The organism is Streptomyces sp. NPDC090741, assembly GCF_044769045.1.
Classification (GTDB): domain Bacteria; phylum Actinomycetota; class Actinomycetes; order Streptomycetales; family Streptomycetaceae; genus Streptomyces.
In genome coordinates this window covers 803167-828896 of the sequence record NZ_JBIVXF010000002.1, presented here as the reverse complement: position 1 = coordinate 828896, position 25730 = coordinate 803167, and the positions used below count along the sequence as shown (strand labels likewise).

Annotated in this window: 25 protein-coding genes and 2 pseudogenes; 15 read left to right on the top strand and 12 right to left on the bottom strand. The window is 71.1% G+C overall.

Annotated features, from left to right (window positions below; translation table 11 throughout):
* Positions 1-57: 57 nt before the first annotated feature.
* A complete protein-coding gene (locus ACIQU4_RS08935) occupies positions 58-618 on the bottom strand; it encodes a hypothetical protein (RefSeq protein WP_403727488.1) in 561 nt (186 codons plus the stop codon).
* A 195-nt stretch (positions 619-813) separates the two neighbouring features.
* Between ACIQU4_RS08935 and rpmG the strand changes: the two genes are divergently transcribed.
* From rpmG to ACIQU4_RS08905, 6 genes are all read left to right on the top strand, one after another.
* Positions 814-978 (top strand): 50S ribosomal protein L33, encoded by a 165-nt coding sequence (gene rpmG, locus ACIQU4_RS08930; protein WP_053081014.1) that lies wholly within the window; start codon positions 814-816, stop codon positions 976-978.
* Positions 979-1048: 70 nt separating this feature from the next.
* A complete protein-coding gene (locus ACIQU4_RS08925; protein WP_403727486.1) occupies positions 1049-1291 on the top strand; it encodes a type B 50S ribosomal protein L31 in 243 nt (80 codons plus the stop codon).
* An 86-nt stretch (positions 1292-1377) separates the two neighbouring features.
* On the top strand, positions 1378-1983 hold the full coding sequence (locus tag ACIQU4_RS08920; RefSeq protein ID WP_403727484.1) for a GPP34 family phosphoprotein: 606 nt from the start codon (positions 1378-1380) through the stop codon (positions 1981-1983).
* 142 nt (positions 1984-2125) lie between these two features.
* The gene (locus ACIQU4_RS08915) at positions 2126-2482 is read left to right on the top strand and encodes a hypothetical protein (protein ID WP_403727482.1); all 357 of its coding nucleotides are present in this window, start codon (positions 2126-2128) and stop codon (positions 2480-2482) included.
* A 12-nt stretch (positions 2483-2494) separates the two neighbouring features.
* A complete protein-coding gene (locus ACIQU4_RS08910) occupies positions 2495-3283 on the top strand; it encodes a crotonase/enoyl-CoA hydratase family protein (protein WP_403727481.1) in 789 nt (262 codons plus the stop codon).
* A gap of 189 nt (positions 3284-3472) precedes the next feature.
* Positions 3473-3919, top strand: a complete 447-nt coding sequence (locus ACIQU4_RS08905) for a hypothetical protein (RefSeq protein ID WP_403727479.1) — start codon at positions 3473-3475, stop codon at positions 3917-3919.
* Positions 3920-4239: 320 nt separating this feature from the next.
* Here ACIQU4_RS08905 and ACIQU4_RS08900 read toward each other — a convergent pair whose 3' ends face one another.
* From ACIQU4_RS08900 to ACIQU4_RS08880, 5 genes are all read right to left on the bottom strand, one after another.
* Positions 4240-5640, bottom strand: coding sequence for an extracellular solute-binding protein (locus ACIQU4_RS08900; protein ID WP_403727477.1), 1401 nt, complete (start codon positions 5638-5640; stop codon positions 4240-4242).
* Positions 5641-5702: 62 nt separating this feature from the next.
* Positions 5703-8366, bottom strand: coding sequence for a caspase family protein (locus ACIQU4_RS08895; RefSeq protein ID WP_403727475.1), 2664 nt, complete (start codon positions 8364-8366; stop codon positions 5703-5705).
* A gap of 4 nt (positions 8367-8370) precedes the next feature.
* On the bottom strand, positions 8371-8694 hold the full coding sequence (locus ACIQU4_RS08890) for a hypothetical protein (protein ID WP_403727473.1): 324 nt from the start codon (positions 8692-8694) through the stop codon (positions 8371-8373).
* Between the two features lie 85 nt (positions 8695-8779).
* Positions 8780-10183, bottom strand: coding sequence for an amidohydrolase family protein (locus ACIQU4_RS08885; protein ID WP_403727471.1), 1404 nt, complete (start codon positions 10181-10183; stop codon positions 8780-8782).
* A 146-nt stretch (positions 10184-10329) separates the two neighbouring features.
* Entirely contained in the window at positions 10330-11148 is an 819-nt protein-coding gene (locus ACIQU4_RS08880; protein ID WP_403727469.1) for a helix-turn-helix transcriptional regulator, read from the bottom strand.
* A 174-nt stretch (positions 11149-11322) separates the two neighbouring features.
* On the opposite strand from ACIQU4_RS08880, the gene ACIQU4_RS08875 reads away from it, so the two are divergent.
* The gene (locus ACIQU4_RS08875) at positions 11323-12288 is read left to right on the top strand and encodes a GDSL-type esterase/lipase family protein (RefSeq protein WP_403727467.1); all 966 of its coding nucleotides are present in this window, start codon (positions 11323-11325) and stop codon (positions 12286-12288) included.
* Between the two features lie 46 nt (positions 12289-12334).
* The gene (locus tag ACIQU4_RS08870) at positions 12335-13516 is read left to right on the top strand and encodes an MAB_1171c family putative transporter (RefSeq protein ID WP_403727465.1); all 1182 of its coding nucleotides are present in this window, start codon (positions 12335-12337) and stop codon (positions 13514-13516) included.
* Between the two features lie 26 nt (positions 13517-13542).
* Here ACIQU4_RS08870 and ACIQU4_RS08865 read toward each other — a convergent pair.
* Together ACIQU4_RS08865 and ACIQU4_RS08860 are read right to left on the bottom strand one after the other, a co-directional pair.
* Positions 13543-14085: pseudogene (locus ACIQU4_RS08865) on the bottom strand (DNA glycosylase AlkZ-like family protein); the annotation flags it as partial.
* 32 nt (positions 14086-14117) lie between these two features.
* Positions 14118-14540, bottom strand: a complete 423-nt coding sequence (locus tag ACIQU4_RS08860) for a Fur family transcriptional regulator (protein ID WP_403727463.1) — start codon at positions 14538-14540, stop codon at positions 14118-14120.
* A 216-nt stretch (positions 14541-14756) separates the two neighbouring features.
* Between ACIQU4_RS08860 and katG the strand changes: the two genes are divergently transcribed.
* On the top strand, positions 14757-16988 hold the full coding sequence (katG, locus tag ACIQU4_RS08855) for a catalase/peroxidase HPI (protein WP_403727462.1): 2232 nt from the start codon (positions 14757-14759) through the stop codon (positions 16986-16988).
* Positions 16989-17036: 48 nt separating this feature from the next.
* Here the strand turns inward: katG and ACIQU4_RS08850 are convergent, their stop codons facing one another.
* The gene (locus ACIQU4_RS08850; protein ID WP_403727460.1) at positions 17037-17216 is read right to left on the bottom strand and encodes a DUF6194 family protein; all 180 of its coding nucleotides are present in this window, start codon (positions 17214-17216) and stop codon (positions 17037-17039) included.
* Here ACIQU4_RS08850 and ACIQU4_RS08845 point away from each other — a divergent pair.
* The 4 genes and pseudogenes from ACIQU4_RS08845 to ACIQU4_RS08830 all read left to right on the top strand — a co-directional run.
* Positions 17215-17601, top strand: coding sequence for a hypothetical protein (locus ACIQU4_RS08845; protein ID WP_403727458.1), 387 nt, complete (start codon positions 17215-17217; stop codon positions 17599-17601). The genes ACIQU4_RS08850 and ACIQU4_RS08845 overlap by 2 nt on opposite strands.
* 105 nt (positions 17602-17706) lie before the next feature.
* Positions 17707-18663: a DUF5996 family protein gene (locus tag ACIQU4_RS08840; protein ID WP_403727456.1), complete on the top strand. Its 957-nt coding sequence runs from the start codon at positions 17707-17709 to the stop codon at positions 18661-18663.
* 207 nt (positions 18664-18870) lie between these two features.
* Complete coding sequence (locus ACIQU4_RS08835) at positions 18871-20505, top strand: hypothetical protein (protein WP_403727455.1); 1635 nt, start codon at positions 18871-18873, stop codon at positions 20503-20505.
* 109 nt (positions 20506-20614) lie between these two features.
* Positions 20615-21036: pseudogene (locus ACIQU4_RS08830) on the top strand (ArsR/SmtB family transcription factor); the annotation flags it as partial.
* 17 nt (positions 21037-21053) lie between these two features.
* Here the strand turns inward: ACIQU4_RS08830 and ACIQU4_RS08825 are convergent.
* Complete coding sequence (locus ACIQU4_RS08825; RefSeq protein WP_403727453.1) at positions 21054-22331, bottom strand: Nramp family divalent metal transporter; 1278 nt, start codon at positions 22329-22331, stop codon at positions 21054-21056.
* Between the two features lie 166 nt (positions 22332-22497).
* Between ACIQU4_RS08825 and ACIQU4_RS08820 the strand changes: the two genes are divergently transcribed.
* Positions 22498-24009, top strand: a complete 1512-nt coding sequence (locus ACIQU4_RS08820) for an APC family permease (RefSeq protein WP_403727452.1) — start codon at positions 22498-22500, stop codon at positions 24007-24009.
* The gene (locus ACIQU4_RS08815) at positions 24009-24437 is read left to right on the top strand and encodes a universal stress protein (RefSeq protein WP_403727450.1); all 429 of its coding nucleotides are present in this window, start codon (positions 24009-24011) and stop codon (positions 24435-24437) included. The genes ACIQU4_RS08820 and ACIQU4_RS08815 overlap by 1 nt, the downstream gene beginning before the upstream one ends.
* Before the next feature lie 47 nt (positions 24438-24484).
* On the opposite strand, the gene ACIQU4_RS08810 is transcribed toward ACIQU4_RS08815, so the two are convergent.
* Both ACIQU4_RS08810 and ACIQU4_RS08805 read right to left on the bottom strand, forming a co-directional pair.
* Positions 24485-24778 carry a YciI family protein gene (locus ACIQU4_RS08810; protein WP_403727448.1) on the bottom strand — a complete coding sequence of 98 codons (294 nt, stop codon included), beginning with the start codon at positions 24776-24778 and terminating at the stop codon, positions 24485-24487.
* A 43-nt stretch (positions 24779-24821) separates the two neighbouring features.
* Positions 24822-25691, bottom strand: coding sequence for a LysR substrate-binding domain-containing protein (locus ACIQU4_RS08805; protein ID WP_403727446.1), 870 nt, complete (start codon positions 25689-25691; stop codon positions 24822-24824).
* Between the last annotated feature and the right edge of the window lie 39 nt (positions 25692-25730).

The following is a 25730-nucleotide window of genomic DNA, read 5'->3' as shown; positions in this document are numbered from 1 at the left end:
GGCGGTGGCGATCCCGCTCGACGGGCTTCGCCACCGGCCCGGCCGGCCACGCCGGATCTAGACGGGGCAGGGCTTGTACTCAAGGCTGAGTTCGCGGTCGACCGCATAGCTCGTCCGCATCGACGCATCGATGACCTGCTGCCACGTGCCGTACTTGGCGTACAGCTGGTCCGCCGTGGGCCCGAGCGGATTGCCGTACTTGGCCATGTTGCGCTCCTCCAGGATGCGGACCTCCTCCGGGGTCATGCCCGCGCGGGTGATCGACTTGGCCTGGTTGCGCATGTCGACGAGTTCCCTGGCGATCTCCTCGTCGGTGGCCCCGGCGGCCCGCATGTCGGCGGCGGTCCGGTGCATGTCATCGAGGAGCTCGTGGTAGCGGATGCGGGTCTTCTGGGCCTCGACCTTCTCCCCCCAGGGGAGCACGCGGATACGGCATACAACCGGGTCGGTGCTGGGACAGGGATCGTCGGCGGAGACGGGCGCGGCGAGGGGCGCGGTGATGATCGAACCGCAGGCCTCCGCTGCGGCGGCCGAGGAGGACACGACGGTGGCCGACAGCGCGAGGGCGGCCACGAACGGAACCAGTGCACGGCGAAGTGATGAAGATCGAAGCGACATGCCGCCATCCTGGGCAGCCGCATCCCGCCCTACACGCAGCCACACCGATGATCACTCGGACGGGGAACGGGCAGGGCTCCGCCGGCCGGGGGCTCCGCCGCGGAGCGGGAATGCATCGACCCCGGCTCCTGTTACAGGTCTCAGCTGGCATGCGCGAGTCAAACATCGCGCAAATGTCACCGAGAGGAGCACCCCGTGGCACGCAACACCACGCGCCCCGTCGTCCGACTGAAGTCGACGGCCGGGACCGGCACCACCTATACGACGCGCAAGAACACCCGGAACAACCCCGACCGGCTCGTCCTGCGCAAGTACGACGCACTGGCCGGAAGGCACGTCGCCTTTCGAGAGGAACGCTGAGGCGTACGGGGCCTCGCCCCGCAGGTACGTAGGCACGCACTCGGCCCACACGCATGAGGAAGGTCACCGCATGAAGCTCCGAATCCACCCCGAATCCCGCTCCGTCGTCTTCCGCGACCGTGCGGCCGGCACCGCGTTCCTGACCCGGTCGACCGTGCGCGCGTCGAGCACCATCGAGTGGGAGGACGGCAAGACCTACCCGCTGGTCGACGTCGAGATCTCGTCGGCGAGCCACCCCTTCTACACGGGGACCGCGCGGATCGTGGACGCCGAGGGCCGGGTGGAGCGTTTCCACCGGCGATACGACCGCTGAACGATCCACCGACCCCGACACCGCGATCTTCCACCCACCGGGGCGATACTGGACACCACTGCCGGTGACTCCGAGGGGAGCCGTTCATGACGACGGCGAAAGACCTGTTCATCATCGCCATGGATCCACAGCCGAACCATTCCGTGGGGCAGGGCGACTTGTCGCTCGCGCTTGCGGGAGCCGAGCTGATCGATCTCCTCGGTGCGCAGGTCGTCACCTTGGACGGTGACAGCATCGTGCCGGGCGGGCAGTCCGCGCCGGATGACCGCCTGTTGGACGAGGCGTCGGCGGCGCTGGCCCGGCAGGTGCCGTACGAGCGGGTCGAGGACTGGCTGTGGCGCAGGGGCCGTGACCTCGCCTCGGCGTACCAGACCGCCCTTGAGGCGGACGGCGAATTGACGCGGGGTCGCAGTGGCCGGTCGTTCTTCGGGTCCGAGCGCGTGGAACTGGCCGATTCGCCCGCTCGCCGCCAGGCCCAGAACCGCCGGGAGGCGGACGAGCCCGTACTCGCCGCCCTCGCGGCGGTCGTGGGCCTTCAGAGCGAGCCGTCCGAGGAGGAGCCGGACCTCGACGACGAGGCGGTGACGACCGTGCTGGCCATCGTGAACGACGCGGTGATGGAGCTGGAAGCCGTACGCCAGCGGCGGTCGATCGAGAAGGCGGCCTTCGCCAATGTCTGGCGGGGCCCGTGACGGGTACGCGGCCCCCGTGCCACCTGCCCTCCGGTCACCAATGTCGCAAAAACGTTCGAAGACTGCGACGGCGCGAAAGCTGAAGTGCAGCAGATCCCCGGACCGGCTCCCGGACCGGGGCTCAAGCTTTTAGGCTGGTCACATGCGCCACACGCTCACCAGCCTCGCCAGCGCCTACGACCTGGAGCACGTCAAGCGTGCCCCGGCCGGCGGTCGCGACTTCATGGCCCGGGCCGCCGCCTACCAGGAACGACTGGCACAGCGACCCGACCTGCGCCACTGGTCCCCCGTGGACGACACCGACCCCGGCGAAGACGGCCCCACGCGCGTTCTCGACGCCGACCTCGACGCGTGGACACGGCTCGGTGACGGCCCGAACCGCGGCGCGTGGCGGATGGCACGGTTCAACCGCCCCGGCCAGGAGGATCAGCCCGGCGGCGCTCTGACCTGGCGGGAGCTCACGTACCACTACGGTCCCCTCACCGAGGACGGCCAGTGAGGGTGGGGCACGGTGGGTGAGCAGGCCGCGGTGCGGGTCGAACGGGACGGCCCGGTGTTCACGGTGATCCTGAGCAGGCCGGGGGTCCTCAACGCCGTGGACGGGCCGACGGCGGCACAGCTCGCAGACGCCTTCCGCCGGTTCGAGGCCGACGAGGACGCGGCCGTCGCCGTGCTCTGGGGCGAGGGCGGAACGTTCTGCGCCGGCGCCGACCTCAAGGCCATCGGTACCGAGCGCGGCAATCAGGTACTCCCTTCGGGGGACGGACCCATGGGGCCGACCCGGATGCGGCTGAGCAAGCCGGTGATCGCGGCCGTCGCGGGGCATGCGGTGGCCGGGGGCCTGGAGCTGGCGCTCTGGTGTGATCTGCGGGTCGCGGAGGAGAACGCGGTCTTCGGCGTGTTCTGCCGCCGCTGGGGTGTGCCGCTGATCGACGGCGGTACGGTGCGGCTGCCCCGGCTGATCGGCGAGAGCCGCGCCATGGACCTGATCCTGACGGGTCGTCCGGTCACCGCCGCCGAGGCGCACGGGATCGGGCTCGCGAACCGGGTGGTGGCCCCCGGGCAGTCGCGCCAGGCCGCGGAAGCGCTGGCCCGCGAGATCGCCGCGTTCCCCCAACTGTGCATGCGCCACGACCGGTTGTCCGTCCTGGAACAGCACGGGCTGAACGAGGCGGAGGCACTGGCCGGGGAGTACCGGCACGGTCTGGTTCCGCTGACCGCGGGCGAGACGGCGGCGGGAGCGGGCCGATTCGCCTCGGGCGCGGGGCGGCACGGCGCGTTCGGGGAAGCCGCCGGTTGACGCTACCCCCGACCAGCCTCGTCCACGCTGTGCCCCACGGCCTCCTCGGCACTCACGATGTCAAGAATTCTTGACCCCGAAGTGCCGACGGAGTGCCGATGGAGGGCCCTCGTGCCACGCTGAGACGGAGATCGCGGCGGTCCGGCAAGCTCGGCTGACCGGACGGCCGCGCCAAGCAAGGAGGCCGACATGGCCAGTGACTCCACCCGGACCAGAGCGGCCAACGCCGACCCGAGTCCGTGGCACGGGCCCACATCCGGAACCACCGTCCTCGCGGCAGCGCTGATGATCTTCGGTGGCGCGATGGCCGTCTTCGAGGGAATCGCGGCCCTAGCCAAGGACGACCTGTTCCTCGCGACACGCCACTACGTGTTCGAGTTCAACCTGACGGGCTGGGGCTGGGTCCACCTCATCCTGGGCATCCTCATCGTCCTGGCAGGTTGCGCCGTCCTCACCGGAGCCCTGTGGGCACGCTTCTTCGGCGTGTTCGTCGCAGGTCTGGGCGCGATCGCCAACTTCCTGTGGATCCCGTACTACCCCGTCTGGGCCACGGTGTTGGTCGCCGTCAACCTCTTCATCGTCTGGGCGCTGTGCCACGGCATGCACCAGGAGGCCGACCACGGCCGGGCGGCGTGACGCACGTCAGCTCCTTGCCGCAGGTCAAAGGTGGCCGATCGGCCTGCCGGCGCACGGTGTTCCTCTCGGCGAGGATGGCTTGCTGCTGGGCGGGGCCGGGAGGTGCCGGCGGGAATCACGAGCGTCCGTGGGCGGCCGCACGGCCGACTGTGCGATGGCCGAACGGCCATCGCCGACGAAGCGGTCTGATCGGCGTGTTCTGATCGGCGGACCATGGCCGCCTTCGGTAAGGCCGGCCTATGTCCGGGGCTTCCGTGCGGCGAGTGGAGGTCTTCGGCACGGCGCTCGGCGGGCAGAGCGTAGCGCCCCGTGACCGCGGGTCAGCGTGTTGGCAGGGCCCTCTTCAACTGTGCGTCCAGGTCCTTGGCGAGTTGGGCGCCGGAGGGTGGTTTGTCGCTCTGGAGCCGGGACAGTTGAGCGGTGAACGTCTGGCTGAAGGCGCCGTAGAGGGGGGTGCGCGGCCGCTGGACGGCGTTCTCCAGAGCGGGCAGCAGGGTGCCGCGCGCGTAGGCGGGGCGGCCGTTCGCGTCCCGTGGCATCCGGTCGGTGCGCTCGCCCGTCGGGGACGCAGTGGCCTGGCCGGACGGCTTGGCCGCGTTGCAGACCAGGCCGTTGTCCTCGTACGCGGAGAGCCTGGTGGCCGCGAACCCCGCGTCGAGCAGGCAGCGTTCGCTCTCCTTGCCGGTGAGGAAGCCGACCAGCTGCCGGGCGGCGGCGCCCCGCTGCGAGCCCCTGGCCACGGCCAGGTTCTGGCCGCCCAGCACCGCCTTCCCGGGCAGTGGGGCCACGCCGAGCTGCTGGTCGGACAGGGACTGGTGGAGCGTGCGGTACGCGTACGGCCAGTGGCGGAGGAAGCCCGTACGGCCGTTCGCGAAGTCGGTGAGCGTGTCCGCCTCGTCGGAGTGAACGGCGTCCGGCAGGGTGTACGCGGCCTGGGTGCGGTTGCGCAGCTCGTCCAGCCCCGCCTGCAGGTCGGCCACGGAGCCGGCGTAGCGGCCGTCCTTGTCGGTGAGTGCGAATCCGTCGGCGGCGGAGGCGAAGGCCTCGATGCCGTTGACGGTGAGGCCTTCGTACGACGCGTCGAGCTGTGAGGTCCAGCCCTTCGCGTAGGGGCCGGGCAGCTTCTTCCCGGCGGCGTCGAGCGCGCCGATCAGCTGCTGGATCACGGGCCAGCCGGTGCCCTTGCCGAGTTCGGTGTTGGTGACGCCCGCGCTCGCCAGGTAATCGCGGCGGTAGAAGAGCAGCCCGACGTCGCTGTTGAAGGGGACGGCGTACAGGTTGTCTCCCCAGCGGGCCGTGTCCGCAACGGACTTGATGACGTCGGAGTCGACCAGCTGGTCGGGGAGCTGCTGGACGAGACCCGCCGCCGCGAACTCCGGTACCCAGGTGACGTCGAGGTTGACCACGTCGTACTCGGCGCTGCCGGACTGCAGCGCGGCGAGCAGCTGGCTGCGCTGCTGGTCGGCCGAGCCGGGCAGCTCGACCAGGCGGGCCCGGAAGCCGGAGCCCCTGGCCTCCTGCTGCCGGTTCCACTCCGCGATGAGCTGCTGGCGGATGCCGCCCTTGCCGGTCACGTCCCGGCCGCTGGCCAGCACGATCTCGCCCGCGACGTCGGCGGTGCCCGCGGCGGCCGACTGCCCGCCGCCGGGCCCGCCTCGTACGTCGGATCCGTTCCCGCCGCCCGCGTCGCATCCCGCGGCGAGCAGAAGGAGCAGGAGCATGGCGGACACGCCGCGCCGTACGCGTCCGGGGCCGCGTCCGGGCCCGCGTCCGAGGTGGTGGTTCATCCCTCGTCCCCCGTTCCGGTCCTGGCGACCTCGTCCCGCAGCCGGGCGACGAGATCGCCCTTGGTGTCCAGGCAGCGGCCGCCGCTCGCCTCGGAGACGGCCGCGTCCGGCTTGCCCTTGTCGCACCCGCCGCTGTCCAGGGAGGCCATGACCACCGGTATCTTCCTCGCGCGCGCGGATGCGAGCAGATCGTTCAGCCGGCCGCCCTCGGTCAGCCTGTTGTTGTCCTCGTCGTCCGTGACGTAGACGATCAGCTGCGGACGATGGTCGTCGGTACCTCGCTGGGCCATGTACTCCAGGGCCGCGACCAGGGCCTGGTAGGGGTCGGCTTCCACGTCCTTGACCTGCGCCGAAGCGGGGATCGTACGCTGCGCATCGTCGCGCTTGTGCTTGCCGAACGGCAGCACTTCGCCGTACGGGCGGGAGCTGCCCGGCTCGGTGGCCACGCCCCAGACCCCGTATTCGTCCTGGCCGCCGAGCCCGGCGAGGGACTGGGCGATGATTCCGGGTGCGCCGCCGGGGCCCTCCCACAGGCCTCCCATGGATCCGGACGAGTCGAGCAGGAAGAGGACCCGGCCGGGCCCGTTGGCTTCCCGGTAGCGCTTGAGCGCCTCGGTCATCGAGGACGGGAGGGCGGGGCCGGGGAGGAGGCCGGGGTCGGCCAGGGCTCCGAAGTCGCTGCCGCCGAGGGGCCGGTGGCCGCCCGATCCGCTTCTGAAGCCGTCCTGCCCGAATACGGCGAGTCCGCCGGAGGCCGCGGACGCGGGCCTCGTCCCGCCCTCCCTTCCGGTGAGCCAGGTACGGAACCGCTCCACGGCGTTGTCCCGCGCGTCCTTGTCCCGGTCGGCGCCCCGCCAGCGCACCCGTACGAACGTCGGGCTCAGGCCCGGGACGTCGACGGGGTACTCGGCCATCCGCCCGGTCCGCGTCGCGCTGTCGCAGCCCACTGCGGTCTTCAGCAGGAACTCCGGGACCAGTGCCGTGGTGCGGTCGTCGACCGCGTCGTCGTCGGGCAGCGTGCACAGCAGCTCCGCGCCGGTGCGCGAGGGCGGTCCCGGCTGGGCCACACCGCGCTCGGCGGAGGCCGGGTCCTGGCCTGCCGTACCGCTGCCGTACAGGCCGATCGTCGCGAGGAGGCCGGCGTCGGTGTTCTCCGGGTCCGTGCGCCGCACTTCGGCCCTCGCCTCGCGCTTCCTGACCGCTTCCGTCAGGGCCGCGAGGCTGCCCACCCGCTCGGCGGCCGGCTCCGCGGCCAGGTTCTGCGGTACGGCGAGCACCACCGGCGAGTACGCGAACGGCTCGGGATCGGCCTCCAGGGTGACGTAGGTCCGCTCGGGGGAGGTGAGGCGGGCCCGGTCGACGCTCGCGAACGAAGCCGGGATCCAGATGTCCGGCTGGGGGCCGATGTCGCGCTGCGGGTTGTTGTCGTCGCCCGTCGGCCGCTGCCACGGGTCGGACTGCCGGTTGAACGCGGTGACGGTGGCGGCGGCTCCGGCGCTGTAGACGGTGATCCCGCTGGCCCTGCAGCCCTCTCCCGTCCTGTTCGCGTTCGACATGAGGTACGCCTCCGCCGCCTTGCGGAGGGTGGGTTCCAGATCGGGGTCGGTGAGCAGCCGGAGTTCGAGCGGCGGCTTGCAGGGCGCCCCGTCCCCGCCGTCGAAGTCCAGGACGGCAAGGCCGGTGGCGACGAGACCGGCGATGGCCACGGGCACGCCGATGACGGCCGCGAGCCTGCCGCGGCCGGTGAGGGGCAGGATCCTGCCGCGCCGACCAGGTCTTCGGCCGGGAGGCCGCAAACCGCCCGGCGCTCGCGCCGACTGCGGCGAAGGCCGCCGGCCGCCGGTCCCGTACGGCTCGGCGAAGAGCGCCGGCGGGGGCGGTGGCGGGCGCCTGCCCGGCGAGCCGGCGGGAGGGGCGGCGAGCAGTACGTCGGCTCCGGAGGTGGCCGATCGGCTCTGCGGTTCCCACGGCTCGGGGGGCTCGCGCAACGTCGTGTGGTGCGCGGACATGTGTGCCCGGAGCCGGTCGGCGAGGTCGTCGAAGCCGACCTCGCCGTCCTGGAGGAGGCGTACGAGCTGCGCGGTGAACGGCGTGGGGCGCTCGCCGTCGCCCGCGTCGATGCGGTTGTTGGCCTGGACGCTCATCAGGAGCGAGGTGCGCTGCCGCTGGGCGGTGTCGAGCGCGTCCCATGCCGCCGAGGCGTTGCCCGCGTAGCAGCAGTCGAGGATGACGACCACCCGCTCCGCCCTCGCCCGGGACAGTACGGTGAGGACGCTCTTCCAGGGCACGGCGCCGCGGAACACGGACTCGGTGCCGGGGACGATCGTCGCCCTCCGCATGAGGAGCCACAGCTCGTCACCGGTGCTGGGCACGGCTCCGTGACCGGAGAAGTAGAGCAGGAGCAGCCCTCCGGCCGCGTCGACCGCGGTGTCCAGGTGCTGGTCGAACTCGTCCACGGTGCCCGGCCGGGTGACGGTGATCCCGTCCTCGGCGAAGACCCCGCCGGCGCGGAGGGCCCGTTCGAGTCCGGTGAGGTTGTGTTCGACCGCCTGGAGATCGCCCGACACGCCGAAGGGGTGCTCCGGCTGTTTGAAGTCGTAGCCGGGAACTCCGACGAGCAGCGCCCGGTTCGCCTTCCCGCGCGGGTCGAAGCGCGCCACGGGGCTATCTCCCGTCGCCGCCCGGCTCGACGTCGACCTCTGGCGGTTCGCCCCGTTCCACGGATCGGCGGTTCTCGCGCCACGCGCGGACCCCGCTCTTGACCTGTTCGAACACTTCGTCGAACAACTTGGGGGCCCCTGCGCCGATCAGCACCAGCATGATGTCCATACCGGCTCCCATCGGGCTGGCGGGCCCGTCCCCCGTCCCCGCTCGTTCGTGGATCTCCAGCCTGCCGCTGTTCTTCAGCGCTTCGAGCATCTGCTCCCGCTCGAGCCACGCCTTCAGCGCCCTGATGTCGCTCTCGCTCGCACCCTGTGTGAGGCGCACGCGGACCGCGGTATTTGCCATAGCCTCCCCCTCAGCCACAACTCGACATGATGGCATGTGAGTTGGCGCAGAGGGCAGCCATTGGTCACGAACGGGACCCCGGTGCGGGGGTACTCAGCACGTAGTCGCGCGAAGCATGGACATCACGGCGCAGTGCCGGCAGGTCCACGTCCAGGACCTGCCCGTTCCACTTGCGGGGTTCGCCGCTGACCAGGACGGCGCTGATGTTGCGCGCGTCGGATCCCAGCACGACGGTGCCGATCGGGTCGTTGAGCGGCATGTTGTTGAGGTCCTCGGCCTGGATGACCAGCAGGTCCGCCTTCTTGCCCGGGGTGAGTGAGCCGGTGACGCCGGCGAGTCCGTTGGTGCGGGCGCCCTGGAGGGTGGCGAAGTCCAGGACGTCGTGGGTGGTGATGCGGGAGGGCTGCTGATCGGTCCCGTAGGCGGCATTGACGGCTCGCATCCGTTGGATGGCGTGCAGGGTCCGCATCTGGGTGAACATGTCTCCGGCGAGGGCGACTTCGACGTCGATGCTGAGGCCCGGGCGGATGCCGACGGACAGGGCTTCGTCGACGGCGGGGATCGCGGTCTCCAGACCGATCTGGGCGTCGGAGGTGGGGGCGAGCGCCACGGTGGTGCCGGTCTCCCCCATGGCCGTCCAGGCCTCGGGGGTCAGTCCGGTGGAGTGGATGAGGGTGACGTCGGGGCTGAGGATGCCGTCCTTGGCCCAGCCAAGCACGGCCTCGGAGGATGCCGTGCCGAAGACGGCGTCCACGCTCACGCCGATGCCCAGGTCCTGGGCGATGCGTGCGAGTTCGGGTCCGTAGGCGAGCGCGGGACCGGCGATCTCGTCGGTGGCCAGGGTCGCCAGGCGCAGGGTCAGCAGTTGGTCGTCGCTGCTGAAGTACGTGTCCTTGAGGCGGGTCAGGTCTCCTGGCCACTGCCGGTCCCAGGTGCCGAAGTGCGGGCCCATGGAGGCGTGTACGCCGCGGATTCCGGTGTCGAGGAGGCCGCGGACCGCGGCATCGGAGTGCTCGCGGCTGCGGGAGTTGTGGGAGAAGTCGAGCATCGTGGTGATGCCGCCGTCGATCGCGGTGAGGGCGGCCAGCCGGGTGCCGACGTACATGTCCTCGGGCCGGTAGACGGTGGCGTGGCCGGCCAGGGTGGACATGACGTAGCCGCCCAGGTCGTCGACGTCGGGCATGATCCGGCGCAGCGGGGCCTGCCAGGCGTGCCGGTGGGTGTCGACGAAACCGGGGCTGAGGATCGCGCCGGCGCAGTCGATGACGACGGCGTCTTCGACGTTCAGGCCGCGGCCGACGGCAGCGATCGTGTCGCCCTCGACGAGGAGTTCGCCGCGGTCGATGACGCCGAGGACGGGATCCATGGTGACGAGGGTCGCGCCGGTGAACAGGATGCGCCGCCGCTCGGCGGGGCGGCGCCGGATCTGCGCGAGGACGGCGCCGCTGGTGGTGTCGTGGACGGCCATGGGGATCTTCTTTCCGTACGCCGGACAGGGCGGGGGTCGCGGCCGGGCAAACGCCCGGGGCCGCGGGACCAGCCTCGCCCTGGTCCGGACGCCCAACCAGGCCGCCGTCATCCCAGGTGTCGCACACCCACCCACGATCCGCGGGCTCAGCTGCGGGAAAGGAGTTCCGCGAGGGCAGCCGCGGTGGCACTGGCCGGCTCGGCCTGGTAGACGACCAGCTGCTGGTGCGGGGCATCGTTCACGGTGAACGCGGAGAACTGGAGCTCCAGGGCTCCGGCTTCCGGGTGCACGAGGAGCTTTTCCTGCCGGGTCTTGCCGTTCACCTCGTGCCGTGACCACAGTTCGGCGAATTCCGGACTCTGCGCACGGAGCGTCTCGACGACCTCGGTGATCCGCGGGGAGTCGGGGTCGTGTCCGTAGGCGGCGCGGATCTCGGATACGCAGGAGTGCGCGGCCCGAGCCCAGTCCCGGTGGAAGTCGCGCCCGGCCGGGTCGAGGAAGACCATGCGGGCCAGGTTGTCGAAGCGCCGGAACCCGCTGTGCACGGCGGCGGCGAGGGTGTTGTGCGCCAGGACGTCCAGGGCCGGCCCCAGGACGAAGGCGGGGGTGTCGGGCCAGCTGTCGAGCAGCCGTCGGAGCTGCGGGCTGACCCGGTCCTGGCCATCGACGGGCGTGCCGCCGCGCAGGTACGGGGCCCGGGGCAGTCGGCGCAGGTGGTCGTGCGCCTCGTCGTCGAGCCGCAGGGCGGCGGCGATCGCGTCGATGACCTGCGGCGACGGACTGGTCTCGCGGCCTTGTTCCAGCCGCATGTAGTAGTCGGAGCTCACGCCGGCGAGCAGTGCGACTTCCTCCCGCCGCAGTCCCGGCACCCGCCGCCGACCGTGCGCGGGCAAACCCGCCTCGTGCGGCTTGAGCCCCTCGCGCCGCGCCCTCAGAAACTCTCCCAGCGGAGTCCTGTCACTCATGCCCCCAACGTAGTGGGGCGGGACCGGAGTAAGGACACCAGGCGGTGCTCCCTCGCCGCTGTGAAGGCGATCGCCCCGGTACTGCCGACGGCGTGGGGTCCCCGGTTCGGGTGGCCGGGGGCGGCCGTTAGGGTGAGTTGATCAATCATTTCAAGAAAGGCCACGCGGCTCCCAGTGTCCGAATCACGCCCCCACACCCTGTTCTCCTTCGGCACCCTGAGGGACGAGCGGGTACAGACCGCTCTCTTCGGGCGGGCCGTGCCCACGTCTGCGGCGTCGCTGGCCGGCTACACCACCCGGCCCCTCCCGATCACCGACCCGGCCGTGATCGCCGCCAGCGGGCTCGACGTACACCTGATCCTGGAGCGGGCCCCGGGTTCCGCCGTAGATGGCGCCGTCCTGCATCTCACCGACCAGGACCTGGCCGCGGCCGATGCGTACGAAGTCGACGACTACGCCCGCCGACGGGTGGTCCTCACCTCCGGGGAGAGCGCCTGGGCCTACCTCGACGCGGATCCGCTGCGCCCGGCCCAGCGGATCGTCATCGTGGGCGACAGCATCGCGTACGGACGCTGTGACCCGCGGGGAGGGTGGACGGGCCACCTCGCGGCCGCCCACATCGCGGGGAACGAAGCCGCGCACCGCGTCTTCAACCTGGCCGTACCGGGCAGCTTCCTCACCGACGTCAGCGAGCAGACGCCCGCACTGCTGGCTCCCCGCCTGCCCGACACGCTCCTCGTCGCCGCGGGCATCAACGACTCCGCCGTGCCGCTCGCTTCCCCGCACGCCGCGCACGCCCCACACGCTCCGCGCGCTCCGTACGACGGGCCGGCGTACGTCGCGGACCGCCTCGGCCCGCTGGCCGCCACGGCCCTGGGCCACAATGCCCGACTCGTCGTCGTGGGACCCACGTGGATCGACGAAGCGCGCACCGGCGACTACGAGGGCCTGCGCTTCACGGAGGCGCGCGTACTGGAGCTGCGCGAGGCGATGCGGTCCTGGTGCGAAGAACACCACGTCGACTTCCTCGACATGTGGGAGCCGCTGCGCGGGAGGACCGAGCTGCTCGTCGACGGTGTCCACCCCACCGCCGAAGGACACGAAGCCCTGTACCGGCATCTCGACATTCCCGGTCGCTGAGCCCGACCATGCACGAAGAACACCAGCACCAACAGCAGGGCACGGCGTGAACGACTCGAACGGACTGGGCTTCTACCTGCCCGGAGCCCTGCTGCTCGCGGCAGCGGGGCTCAAGCTCCCCGCGCTGTGGCGCAACCCCCGCGACGAACTCCTGCGGTCCGTCCTGGTCCTCCTCGTACTGGCCACCGCCGTGTTCGGCTTCACGGCGATTCCCACCCTCGTCGCGGTCAACAGGTTGACGGGAGTCCCGAACGCCGCCGCACCGCTGGTGTTCTCACTGCTCACGGCCTTCTCCGGGGCCAACATCGTGCTCATCTTCCGCTGGAGCAGCGGCCCGCAGGACGCGGAGCGGACCCGCCGGTGGTCCCGTTCGTGCAACCTCGTGACCCTCGGGGTGATCGCGGCCATCAACATCCTCTTCGCGCTCGGCGAGGCTCCCGTCGAGCGCCTGCGCGATCTGGACACGTACTACGCGTGCACCCCGTACATCCGGGAGATGATCCTCCTCTACCTCGCGGCGCACACCACGGCGGCGGTCACCATGACGCTCCTGTGCCGGCGGTGGGCGCGCCAGGTCCGCGGTGCGCTGCGCGGGGGGCTGGGGCTGATCGCCTTCGGGTACGTGCTGAACCTCCTCTACGACGTCGCGAAGTTCAGCGCGATCGGCGCTCGCTGGGCGGACGCCGACTGGGACGTCCTCAGCACGGAGGCCGCACCGGCCCTCGCCTCCGTGTCCGCGCTCCTGATCGCTACCGGGTTCGTCCTGCCGCTGGTCTCCCAGCACGTCATGAGCCAGTGGGGCATGTGGCGCCGGTACTCCCAGCTGCGCCCGTTGTCGCGGGAGCTGCAGGGGGCGACACGGCACAGCATCACGCTGGCCGGCGGACCGTGTACGCCCATCGAGATCCGGTTGACGCAGCGTGAGTCGGACATCCACGACGGGATCCTCGCGGTCAGCCCGTACCTGCGCGCCGGGGTACGGGAGAGGGCGCTGCGGGAGGAACTGGAGGCGGGCCGTCCGGCCGACGAGGCCGCCGCCGTGGCCGACGCGGTCGCTCTGGCGACGGCCGTCGTCCTCTGGGGCCGCGCGCGGAGCACGCCGGAAGACGCCGGGCCGCAGGCCGCGAGCGCGGTCCTCACCTCGCCGAGCAGCCCGTCGGGTCTGGTGCGGATGTCCCGGGCCCTGGCCAAGTCGCCCGCCGTCCGCTCCTTCCGCCAGACGGCCTGACCGCCTGACCGCCCGACTGCCTGACGTCACGTACGGGCGATCCGTACGCGGCCGCCTTCGTTGTCGGAGAGGAACGACGCCAGCTCCCGTCCCTCTTCGGCGACGCTGGTGCGGTCCGCGTCGGAAAGGCGGCGCAGCGGGGTGACCGTCACGGTGTCGTCCTGGACGTTCCAGGTCGCGGCGACCCTGCCGTCCACCAGGACGACGTGCTCGCCGGCCACCGACAGGCCGCGGTGGGCGTCGTCGATGATCCGGCTGCGGTCGTGGTAGCCGAGGATCGCGTTGTCGAACGCCGGCAGGAAGCGCACGGGGGCGGGTGTGTCGGGGTCGGGGCGCGGCGCGTCGGGGAGGTCCAGCAGTTCCCGGCCCCGCTCGTCCCGGAAAACGACCAGCTCCTCGCGTACGGCGGCCACCGCGGCCGGCAGACCGGCGAGGCCGCACCAGGCGCGCAGGTCGGCCGAGGCGGCAGGGCCGTACGCGGCCAGGTAGCGCCGTACGAGGCCCTGCCCCACCGGGTCGGCGCCGTCGGGGGACGGAGGGTCGATCTCGCGGCCCAGCCAGGAGGAGTAGGCAGAGCCGTCGAACCGGGACCGGACCTGCGTCAAGCGGCCTGGTCAGCGCATGACGGGCACAGGCCGCGGTAGGTGACCTCGACCTTCGACACCGTGAAGCCGAACCGTTCCTCCGCCGGGAGGCCCGTCATCAGGTCGCCCGTCGGGTGGACATCGCGGATCGTGCCGCAGCGGGAGCAGACCAGGTGGTGGTGCGGGTGGCGGGCGTTGGGGTCGTAGCGCTTGGCCCGGCCGTCCGTGGACAGCTCGACAACCTCCCCGAGGGTGACCAGCTCGCCCAGGGCGTTGTAGACGGTCGCCCGCGAGATCTCGGGCAGCCGCTCCACCGCGCGGGCATGCACCTCGTCGGCCGTGAGGTGCACGTGCTCCCCGTCGAGTACCTCCGCAACGACGCGCCGCTGGGAGGTCAGGCGCCAGCCGCGCTCTCGCAGTCGTCCCAGCAGGTCACTCATATCGGTTCACCCAATCAGGTCAGGCGGGATGCCCGGAGTTCAGGAAGGTGTCCGGATCCCTATCAGATATGCAACTGGTGCTCTTCTTGACTTGGATTGCGTCCATCGTAGGATCGGTTCGGTCGGTAGCCAACCCTCACCGCAGCCACGCCCGTACGACGCTTCCGCAGCCCCCTTTCCTTAGCAGCGTGATCCGCCCGGTTTGGAAGGATTCCCATGTCTGAGAACCATGATGCAAACGCCGTAGACGCGAAGACGGAGGCCGCAGGCGGGTGTCCCGTCGCGCACGAGCGCGCCGCGCACCCGACTCAGGGCGGCGGCAACCGCCAGTGGTGGCCCGAGCGGCTCAACCTCAAGATCCTCGCCAAGAACCCCGCCGTGGCCAACCCCATGGGCGAGGAGTTCGACTACGCCGAGGCCTTCAAGACCCTCGACCTCCCCGCGGTGAAGCGGGACATAGCCGAGGTGCTGACGACCTCGCAGGACTGGTGGCCCGCCGACTTCGGCCACTACGGCCCGTTCATGATCCGTATGGCGTGGCACAGCGCCGGCACGTACCGGATCAGCGACGGCCGCGGCGGCGCCGGTGCCGGTCAGCAGCGCTTCGCCCCCCTCAACAGCTGGCCGGACAACGGAAACCTCGACAAGGCCCGCCGACTGCTGTGGCCGGTCAAGAAGAAGTACGGCCGGAGCATCTCGTGGGCCGACCTCATGATCCTCACCGGCAACGTCGCCCTGGAGTCGATGGGCTTCGAGACGTTCGGCTTCGCCGGCGGCCGTGCGGACGTCTGGGAGCCCGACGAGGACGTGTACTGGGGCCCCGAGACCACCTGGCTCGACGACGAGCGCTACACCGGCGACCGTGAGCTGGAGAGCCCGCTCGGTGCGGTCCAGATGGGCCTCATCTACGTCAACCCCGAGGGCCCGAACGGCAACCCCGACCCGCTCGCCGCGGCCCGCGACATCCGCGAGACGTTCCGCCGGATGGCGATGAACGACGAGGAGACCGTCGCCCTGATCGCGGGTGGGCACACGTTCGGCAAGACCCACGGCGCGGGACCGGCGGAGAACGTCGGCGCCGACCCCGAGGGCGCTCCGATGGAGCTGCAGGGTCTCGGCTGGAGCAACAGCTTCGGCACCGGCAAGGGCGCCGACGCGATCACCAGTGGCCTTGAGGGCATCTGGACGGACACCCCGACCGCCTGGGACAACAGCTTCTTCCAGATCCTCTTCGGGTACGAGTGGGAGCTGTTCGAGAGCCCCGCCGGTGCGAACCAGTGGCGGCCGAAGGACGGCGCCGGAGCGGGCACCGTCCCCGACGCCCACGACGCGTCGAAGACGCACGCGCCGACGATGCTGACGACCGACCTCTCGCTCCGCGTGGACCCGGCCTACGAGCAGATCTCGCGGCGCTTCCTGGACAACCCCGCCGAGTTCGCGGACGCGTTCGCCCGCGCGTGGTTCAAGCTGACCCACCGCGACATGGGCCCGATCGTGCGCTACCTCGGCCCGGAGGTCCCGTCCGAGACGCTCCTGTGGCAGGACCCGCTCCCCGCCGTGACGCACGCGCTCGTCGACGCCGACGACATCGCCTCGCTGAAGAGCCAGGTGCTCGCCTCGGGCCTGTCGGTCTCCGAGCTCGTCTCCGTCGCGTGGGCGTCGGCCTCGTCCTTCCGCGGCAGCGACAAGCGCGGCGGCGCCAACGGTGCGCGCATCCGCCTGCAGCCGCAGGCCGGCTGGGAGGTCAACAACCCCGACCAGCTCGCGACGGTGCTCCGTACGCTGGAGGCAATCCGGGAGTCCTTCAACTCGGCGCGGAGCGGCGGCAAGCAGGTCTCGATCGCCGACCTGATCGTCCTCGCCGGCGGCGCGGCCGTCGAACAGGCCGCCAAGAACGCCGGCTTCGACGTCGAGGTCCCCTTCACCCCGGGCCGCGCGGACGCCTCCCAGGAGCAGACGGACGTGGAGTCGTTCGCCGCGCTGGAGCCGGTCGCCGACGGCTTCCGCAACTACCTCGGGAAGGGAAACCGGCTGCCGGCCGAGTACCTGCTGGTCGACCGGGCGAACCTGCTGACGCTGAGCGCCCCCGAGCTGACGGTCCTCGTCGGCGGGCTCCGCGTCCTGGGCGCGAACCACCAGCAGTCCTCGTACGGCGTGTTCACCGCGACCCCCGAGTCCCTGACGAACGACTTCTTCGCCAACCTGCTCGACCTCGGCACGACCTGGAAGGCCACGGCCCAGGACGCGAACACCTTCGAGGGCCGCGACGTCACCACGGGCGAGGTGAAGTGGACCGGGACCCGGGCCGACCTCGTCTTCGGGTCGAACTCCGAGCTGCGCGCGCTCGCGGAGGTCTACGCGAGCGATGACGCGAAGGAGAAGTTCGTGAAGGACTTCGTCGCCGCGTGGGGCAAGGTCATGGACCTGGACCGGTTCGACCTCGTCTGATCGTTGCGATCGTTCTGATCGTGACGTCCGGGTCGGTCGGCAGCCGTCTCAACGGCTGACCGCACCGGCCCGGACGCGCTTTCGGGGGCAGCGACCCCGGCGCCGCTCGTGGCGCGCCCGTGCCAGGCGGTGGGCGTGGCGCAGCAGTTCACAGAGGGTCCCATCCGTCCGCAGGCCGGGATTGCCCACGGCGAGCCAGCCGGCGGAGCCGTAGACGGGGTGCGCCATGACCGTGTCGGGCGACGCCGGGATCCTCTTCGCCGGCCGGGCCCTGCGGCGTGCGGCCCGTCCAGCGGACGAACGCCTCCCTGCCGGCGGCGACGTCGACGCGGAACGCGTCCGGCCGGTCGGGTCGCGACGACGCGTCGCCCGGATGGCCCCTGATGCCCGGATCGTCCACCAGCCGCGCAGCGCCGGGTACCAGATCGATCCGCTCCGTATCTTGCTGCCCGAGCTGCGGAGCGGGCTCCGGTGGGACACCGTCGAGTCGGCGCCGGCGGCCCGGGAGGCGGGCATCGCGGCGCGTTCCCGGGCCCTGCTCGACGCCTCCGCCGCCATCCTGGCCCTCCTCGCCCCGGCCGCCCCGGCACCTCCGGCCCGAGCGCATGGCTGACGGTTCGTCCGCCGTCCGCAGGTCGCGCCCTGAGCGCAGGCCCGGTGGGGTCAAGATGTCGGTGTACGAGCCGTGAGGCGTGGCGCAACGAGCTGGGGGAGTCCGGTGGACCTGTTCCCGGCAATTCCGCTGTCGGAGTGGCGAGATTCCAAGGAGACACTGCACCGGTTCGTGCAGATCGTCGGCAAGATCCGGCTGGCGAGCAGCGTACGGCGCAACCACTGGTGGAATGTCCCGTTCCATATCACGGGGCGGGGTATCACGACCCGTCCGATGGGCGGGATCGACGGCGATCCGGTCTTCACGATCGACTTCGATTTCGTCGACCACTGGTTGACCGTGTCCTGTCTCGACGGCTCGACCACCTCGTTCCCGCTCCTCGGGCAGTCGGTGGCGTCCTTCTACCGCGAGACGCTCGACGCTCTGGGCCGGATCGGCGTGGCGGTGATCCTCGCGCACCCCCATCCGTACACCCTGCCCGACGCGCACCGGCCGTTCGCCGAGGACACGGAGCACGCCTCCTACGACCCCTTCTGGGTCAACCGGCACTGGCGGGTGCTCAGCCAGATCAACCTGGTGCTGGAGGAGTTCGCTTCCGGTTTCTCCGGGAAGGTCAGCCCGGTGCACCTGTTCTGGCACTCGTACGACATCGCGGTCACCCGGTTCTCCGACCGCTCCGTCGAGCTGGGGCCCGACGTCGACCCGGTGACCCGGGAAGCCTATTCGCGCGAGGTCATCAGCTGCGGCTTCTGGTTCGGCGACGACGACTACCCGCGGCCGGCCTTCTACGCGTACGCCGCGCCGGAGCCGGCGGGCCTGGCCGAACAGCCGCTGCGGCCGGCGGCCGCGCACTGGGCCGAGCGGGGCACCGGCCGCCTGGCCACGCTGGACTACGACGATGTCCGCGCCGGAGCGCATCCCCGGCAGACCGTCCTCGATTTCTTCGGCTCCCTGTACCGGTCCGCGGCCGCCCTGGACGGCTGGGACGTCGAGCGCCTCGCCTCCCCCGGCGGCGTCACCGATCCGCTGGCCCGGGGAGACGCTCCGACAGGAGCCCCGTGACGTTAATTCCTTGATTTTCCGAGTGATCGCGGCGAGCATCTCAAGGCGCTCTTCCAGCGGCAGACGGCGGGTGGCGATCCCAGGGGGGACCCGCTCGTCAACGCCCTGCGGCTGTGTAATCTGAGCACGCTTTCGAACCTGTTCAAGCGTTTACCGACAATGGGGGGGCCGGTGCGCAATCGCCGACTCGTAATGTCCGCTGCCGTCGTGGCAGCCAGCGTGGGTCTCATACCGGGCGTGGCCCAGGCGGATCCCGGCAAGTCCGGCGCCGCGGGCGCGCACGGGGTCTCCGTGCCCGACGTGGACCTGAACAAGGTCGCGGCGTCGAACTTCACCACCGTGAAGAGCCCTGCCGAGCGTACGGTCCACACCTCGTCCGCGGCCAAGGGCAACGGCAAGGCCGGTGCCTCCGCGCAGGCTGAGGCCAGCGCCGCCGCGGAGCCGACGGTCGGCCTGACCGCCAAGGGGACCAGCGCGCGCGGCATCAGCCTGGACCTCGCCGTCACGAGCGACCCGGGCACCGCGCTCTCGGTCAACGTCGCCTGGGGGGACGGCACCAGCGTCACTTTCGGTGCCAACGGGCCGACCAACTCGACCGAGGCACACTCCTACGCGGAGATCGGCGCGTACACGATCAAGGTCACCCTGTCCGACGGCTCGGGCGTGCGCGGCACCAACGAGCTCGACATCGTGACGCCGGGTTCCGACTTCACCCCGTACGCGCCCACCCGCCTGCTGGACACGCGCAACGGCACGGGCGCGCCGCAGGGCAAGGTCGCCCCGTACGCCACCACCCGCGTCAAGATCTCCGGGAACGGCTCGATCCCCGCCGGTGTCACGGCCGTGGTCCTCAACGTCACCGCCACCAACACCACCAGCGGCGGCCACGTCACCGTCTTCCCCGAGGGCAGCGACCGTCCGACCACGTCGAACGTCAACTTCTCGGCCGGCCAGACCGTCCCGAACCTGGTGATCGTGCCGGTCAACAAGAACGGCTACGTCGACCTCTACAACGGCGGCTGGGAGCCGGTCGACCTCATCGCCGACATCACCGGCTACTTCACCCGCACCTCCTCCAGCGGCTACACCCCGCTGAACCCCACCCGCTTCCTCGACACCCGCGAGGGCCAGGGACAGGTCGCCGGCCAGGGCACCACCGGGGTCCAGATCACCGGCCGGAACGGCATTCCGTACAACGCCACGGCCGTCGCGCTGAACGTGACCGTCACCAACCCGCGCGAGGACGGCCACCTGACCGTCTACCCGAGCGGCGGGTCGGCTCCGACCACCTCCAACCTGAACTTCCGCGGTGGCCAGACCGTCGCCAACTCGGTCATCGTGCCGGTCGGCGCCGACGGCTCGATCAAGATCCGCAACGGCGCCTGGAAGGGCACCGACGTCATCGTCGACGTGGTCGGCTACTACAGCAAGGACAGCCAGGGCGCCTACCTGCCGTTCCTGCCGGAGCGCATCCTCGACACCCGCGACCCGGCTGACTCGGTGTACGGCCCGATGGGCGGCCAGGGCTACATCTACATGCCGCTGTCCAGCTCGCGCCCGCAGAACACGGCGTACGTGCTGAACACCACGGTCACCAACACCCGGGGCGAGGGCTACCTCACGGTGTCCCCGGACCCGAACTCGCTGTCCGCCTACGACAACGGCTGGGCGACCTGGCCGACGCCGCCCAACTCGTCCAACCTGAACTGGAAGCGGGGCGAGACCGTCCCGAACCTGGTCCAGGCGGGCACGGGCAACAACGGCATCGTCGACGTCTGGAACCGCGGCTGGGACGACATCGACCTGGTCGTCGACATCTTCGGCGTCTACCAGACGAACTGATCCACCGTCACCCGCGGCCCGGATCCCCTACTGGGGTTCCGGGCCGTTCCACTGCCCGCCCACCTGGTCCGGAACCCCGCCCGGCTCGCGACGGCGGGCAGGGTGGCGGGAAGCCGACATGACTTACCGGGCACGGCAGTTGGCCATGGGCGGCGCCCGGCTGCTGTTCGCCGGCATACATCCGAACCTGCGGTGGCAGGACGGCGTGCTGCACATCGGCCAGATGATCGGCAGGCACCGCGTCGCCGCATCCGGTCGCGGGCTGCTGCTCGTACCGTCCGTGTTCGCGCACAAACCCGCGCCCCCGGTCAGCCCGGAGGAGCCGCCGACGCTGGTGTACCCCAGCCGCGGAGTGGCGACGCTGTGGAACCGGGCGCCGGCCGCCGCCGTTTCCGGGTCACCCCGAGTGCCGTGTCCCAGCACCTGCGCGTCCTGCACGCCACGGGCCTGGTGTCGCGGGCCCGTGACGGACGGCAGGTGCTGTACCGGCGCAGCCCGCTCGGCGACGGGCTGGCCGGGCCGCACCTCTGATCACCCCGGCCCGCCCGCTACCAGGGCAGCTCCCGTACCTGCTGTACGCACAGCACCACGAACAGCAGTCCGGCGGCGGCCAGCATCACGTTGCTCAGCAGCCCGTTGCGCCAGTCGGCCGGTGTGCGTGAGCTGTTGAGCAGCCACAGCAGGGTCAGGGCCAGGAACGGCATGAAGAACGCGCCGATGACCCCGTACACGATGACGAGCCCGAACGGCTGGTCGAGGAAGAGCAGGCTGATGGGCGGAAAGGTGAGCCAGAGCAGGTAGGCCCGGAAGGGGAGGGACTTCTCGCGGCTCGTGCCGGCCGGGGCCAGGGAGGGGCGGTACTTCGTCACGAAGTCGGCGAACATCAGGCTCACCCCGTGCCACACCCCGATCAGGGAGGTGAAGGACGTGGCGAAGAAACCGACCAGGAAGAGCTTGGCCGTCGCTGTTCCGTAGCGGTCCTCCAGGATGTCGGTGAGGCCGAGCAGCCCGCGGTCACCCTTCGCGATCGCCACCCCGGAGGAGTGCAGCAGCTCGGCGCCGACGAAGAGCATGGCCACGACGAAGATTCCGGTGGTGACGTACGCGACCCGGTTGTCGAGGCGCATCACCTTCATCCAGCCCGCGTTCGTCCAGCCCTTGGCGTTGACCCAGTAGCCGTACGCGGCGAGCGTGATCGTGCCGCCGACACCGCCGATGAGGCCGAGCGTGTAGATCAGCGAACCGTCCGGGAGGACGGGCGCGAGGCCGGCGAGGGCGGCGCCGAGGTGCGGCGTGACCCGGATCGCGAGGTACACGGTGACCAGGAACATGACGCCGACCAGGACGGTCATGACCTTCTCGAAGACGGCGTACCGGTTGAACCAGACGAAGACCAGGCCCACCAGCCCGCACAGCACGGCCCAGGCCTTGAGGTCCATCGTGTCCGGGAAGAGGGCGGCGAGCGGGAGGGCACTGGAGGACATCGCGGCGGCGCCGTAGACGAAGCCCCAGACGACGACGTACCCGGCGAAGTAGACCGTGGTCCAGGAGCCGAGGCTGCGCCAGCCGTCGAAGAGCGTGCGTCCGGTGGCGAGGTGCCAGCGGCCGGCGGCCTCCGCGAGGGAGATCTTCACCAGGCAGCCGATCACCGCCGCCCACAACAGGGTGTAGCCGAATTTGCTGCCCGCGATGAGCGTGGCCACGAGGTCTCCGGCGCCCACGCCGGTCGCGGCGACGACGATGCCGGGTCCGATGTGGCGCCAGCTCGCCTTGCGCGGGAGGCCGTTCTCGCTCTCCTCCGTGCCGGTCTGGAGGGTGTCCGTCATCCGTCCGCCTGCCGCCTTCCGGTGCTCGCCCGCCCGCCCCGGTGCCCCGGCGCGCCCCGGTCACCAAAGCCGCTCGGCGGTGGACGCGCAAGAGGCCCTCCCCGGCCGGGCCCCCGGACAGACCACGCGCCTCGCGCGCCGCCGCCGGGTGCGTGACGATGCGTACATGGCCCAGGACAGTGCCGGCGGCGCAGCGGGCGCGGAGATCCCGAACGCGGAGCTCAAACACAACGCGATCGGGTTCCTCGACGCGCTCGTCATCGGCCTCAACTCCACGTCGCCCGCCTATTCGCTGGCCGCCGTCATCGGGCCGATCGTGGCGCTGGTCGGGATCTACGCGCCGGGTGTGATGCTGGCGTCGTTCGTCCCGATGCTGCTGATCGCCGCCGCCTTCTACTACCTCAACAAGGTCGACCAGGACTGCGGGACGACGTTCTCGTGGGTGACGCGGGCCATGGGCCCCTGGGCCGGCTGGCTCGGCGGCTGGGCGATCACGATGACCGGCGTCCTGGTCATCGGCTCGCTGGCCGACGTCGCCGTCCAATTCGGCCTGCTCGCCGCCGGCCTCGACAGCTGGGCCGCGAACCCGGTGATCCGCCAGACCCTCGCCGTCGTGGTGATCCTCGCCATGACCGCGATCTGTGTCATCGGCACCGAGCTGTCGGCCCACCTCCAGGACGTCCTCATCCTCGCCCAGGTGTTCTTCCTCCTGGCCTTCGCGGTGGTCGCCTTCTACCGCGTGTACGCCGGCACCAGCACCCTCGACTCCATCGAACCCTCCCTCTCCTGGCTCAACCCCTTCGGTGCCGGCGGCGCCGCCCTCACCGGCGGGCTGCTGCTCGGCGTGTTCATCTACTGGGGCTGGGAGTCGGCGGTGAACCTCACCGAGGAGGTGAAGGACTCCGCCACCGCGCCGGGCAAGGCGGGAATCTGGTCGACCGTGGTGCTCCTGGTGACCTACCTGGCCGTCGGCTTCGCCGTCGTCTCATACGCCGGAACCGCGTTCCTCGCCGCGAACGCGGGCGAGGAGGAGGCCATCTTCGCCGTGCTCGCGCACGAGGTGATGGGCGGCTGGGACTGGGTCGTGCTCCTCGCCGTCTGCACGTCCGCCCTGGCCTCGACCCAGACCACGATCATCCCGGCCTCCCGTACCGCCCTGTCCATGGCCCGCCGGCACGCGCTGCCGCCGCCGCTCGCGCACATCCACCCGCGGTTCCGGACCCCGGACGTGAGTACCTGGTGGGTCGCCGCCATCGCCATCGCCTGGTACCTCGCCGTCAACCAGATCAGCGAGAACGCCCTCCTGGACTCGCTGACCGCGCTTTCCCTGCTCATCGCCTTCTACTACGCGCTGACCGGGGTGGCCTGCGCCGTCTACTACCGCCGCCACCTGCTGGAGAACCTGCACAACTTCCTGTTCATCGGCCTCGGGCCGGTGGTCGGGGCGGGTCTGCTGGCATGGCTGCTGGAGGAGTCGATCAGCGACATGTCGAATCCGGAGAACTCGGCCAGCGGGGTCTCCTGGTTCGGTCTCGGCCCGCCGCTGGTGATCGGGATCGGGATCGCCGTGGTCGGCGTGCTGATCATGTGCTTCTGGCGGGTACATGACGGCAGGTTCTGGCTGGAGCGGCGTGGCGTGGTCGACCCGGCACTCGTCCACGGCAAGGGGAGTCCCTGATGTCCGTGGTCCTGGGGTACGACGAGTCGCCCGGCGCGGAGCGGGCCCTGCACGTGGCCCTCGAGGTCGCCACCGCCTTCGGCGAGCCGCTCGTCCTCGTCTACGGAGCCGCCGCGCCCGGCGCTGTAGGCGAGGAGCACCGGGCCCACCGGGAAGCCGTCCGCCAGGCGGGGCGCAGCGCCCTGGCCCGCGCCGTCGAGGCCGCCGACGAGGCCGGCGTCCCGTCGACGGTCGAGGTGGTCGACGAGAAACCGGCCCAGGCCCTGCTCGACGCCGCGGAACGCCACCGGGCGCGGGTCATCATCGTCGGCAGCTGGGGCGACAGCCCCATCCGCGGCGCCCTGCTGGGCTCCACGCCGCACAAGCTGCTGCACCTGTCGCCGGTGCCGGTGCTGTGCGTACCGACGGCGGGCGACACCGATCCGTAAGGAGTCCGGCACGGCCGGACGGCATGTCAACCGACGTGTGCCGCGGCTCACTCGTAGGACGTGAGGGCCTCCAGGCCGGGTACGACCAGGTGCGGGGTGAACTCGGTCACGGTGTGGTGGGCGACGCCGTTGACGACATAGGGGTCGGTGGCGAGAAGGCGGTCGAGTTCCTCGGCGGGCATCCGGGGGGCGAGATACACGCCACCGGCGAGTGACTTCTGCCGCCCGGCCACCAGGAGCGACTGGCGCGAGATCTGCTGCTTCAGCCAGTCGCCGTGGGCCGGCCTCCAGGGTTCTACGTCTTCGAGCGGCGCCGTGTACGTAACGGTGACTATGAACATGCCCCGGACCGTACTGGATCACCAAGGACCGCTGCGAGCCCTTTCACCCGGCGAGGGCGGCCGCGGCCGATTCGACGAAATCCCGGACGAGTTGCGATGAACGGCCCGCGCTCCAGGCGAGGCAGACCTGGCTGTCCGCGATGCCCTCGATCGGTACGTGGACCACGTCGGGGCGGGTGTAGAAGGTCACGACCGACACAGGCAGGACCAGGATCCCCTCCCCCGCGGCCACGTATTCCAGTTTCTCCTCGACCGTGTTCGCCACCAGGCGCGGGCGTGAATGCCGCTGCTCGGCGAGGCGCTCCGGCAGGTCCCGCCACTCGGGCACCGCGTCCGGGTCCTGCAGCAGTTGTTCCGCGGCGAGTTCGGCGATGCCGACGGACGCCTTGCCCGCCAAACGGTGGTCGGCCGGGAGCACCGCGACCCTCGGTTCCGCGAACAGCGGTCGCAGCCGCAGGCCCCGCCGGTCGACGGGCATGCGGACGAAGCACACGTCCACCCGGCCGTCGAGCACCACCCGGGTCTGCTCGTCCCAGGAGGTGCGGACCACGTCCACGGCGAGGTCGGGATGGCGCGCCGCCATGGCTCGTACGGCCGCGGTGACGGTGACACCCGGCATGAACCCCACCGTGAAACGGAGTTGCCCGACCGCCGCCTGCGCCACGCGCCGACGCACCGCCTCGGCCGCGGCCAGCAGGGCCGGCGCGTCCTCCAGGAGTCGGCTGCCCGCAGCGGTCAGCTCCGTGGCCCTGCGGTCCCGGCGCAACAGCTGCGCCCGCAGCTCCTTCTCCAGGGCCCGGATCTGCCGCGACAGCACCGGCTGTGCGATGTGCAGCCGCTCCGCGGCGCGCCCGAAGTGCAGTTCCTCGGCCACGGCCACGAAGTACCGGAGCTTCCTCAGGTCGACGTCCACCCCGTCGTTATACCCGAGAAGTCCGTCCGGCCCTGACCT

Coding starts and splice junctions, on each gene's coding strand:
- ACIQU4_RS08825 (WP_403727453.1), bottom strand. CDS start 22,331: ATGACGGACACCCTCCAGACCGGCACGGAGGAGAGCGAGAACGGCCTC.
- ACIQU4_RS08935 (WP_403727488.1), bottom strand. CDS start 618: ATGTCGCTTCGATCTTCATCACTTCGCCGTGCACTGGTTCCGTTCGTG.
- ACIQU4_RS08905 (WP_403727479.1), top strand. CDS start 3,473: ATGGCCAGTGACTCCACCCGGACCAGAGCGGCCAACGCCGACCCGAGT.
- katG (WP_403727462.1), top strand. CDS start 14,757: ATGTCTGAGAACCATGATGCAAACGCCGTAGACGCGAAGACGGAGGCC.
- ACIQU4_RS08820 (WP_403727452.1), top strand. CDS start 22,498: ATGGCCCAGGACAGTGCCGGCGGCGCAGCGGGCGCGGAGATCCCGAAC.
- ACIQU4_RS08900 (WP_403727477.1), bottom strand. CDS start 5,640: ATGCTCCTGCTCCTTCTGCTCGCCGCGGGATGCGACGCGGGCGGCGGG.
- ACIQU4_RS08860 (WP_403727463.1), bottom strand. CDS start 14,540: ATGAGTGACCTGCTGGGACGACTGCGAGAGCGCGGCTGGCGCCTGACC.
- ACIQU4_RS08845 (WP_403727458.1), top strand. CDS start 17,215: ATGACCGTGTCGGGCGACGCCGGGATCCTCTTCGCCGGCCGGGCCCTG.
- ACIQU4_RS08920 (WP_403727484.1), top strand. CDS start 1,378: ATGACGACGGCGAAAGACCTGTTCATCATCGCCATGGATCCACAGCCG.
- ACIQU4_RS08885 (WP_403727471.1), bottom strand. CDS start 10,183: ATGGCCGTCCACGACACCACCAGCGGCGCCGTCCTCGCGCAGATCCGG.
- ACIQU4_RS08880 (WP_403727469.1), bottom strand. CDS start 11,148: ATGAGTGACAGGACTCCGCTGGGAGAGTTTCTGAGGGCGCGGCGCGAG.
- ACIQU4_RS08810 (WP_403727448.1), bottom strand. CDS start 24,778: ATGTTCATAGTCACCGTTACGTACACGGCGCCGCTCGAAGACGTAGAA.
- ACIQU4_RS08925 (WP_403727486.1), top strand. CDS start 1,049: ATGAAGCTCCGAATCCACCCCGAATCCCGCTCCGTCGTCTTCCGCGAC.
- ACIQU4_RS08815 (WP_403727450.1), top strand. CDS start 24,009: ATGTCCGTGGTCCTGGGGTACGACGAGTCGCCCGGCGCGGAGCGGGCC.
- ACIQU4_RS08850 (WP_403727460.1), bottom strand. CDS start 17,216: ATGGCGCACCCCGTCTACGGCTCCGCCGGCTGGCTCGCCGTGGGCAAT.
- ACIQU4_RS08915 (WP_403727482.1), top strand. CDS start 2,126: ATGCGCCACACGCTCACCAGCCTCGCCAGCGCCTACGACCTGGAGCAC.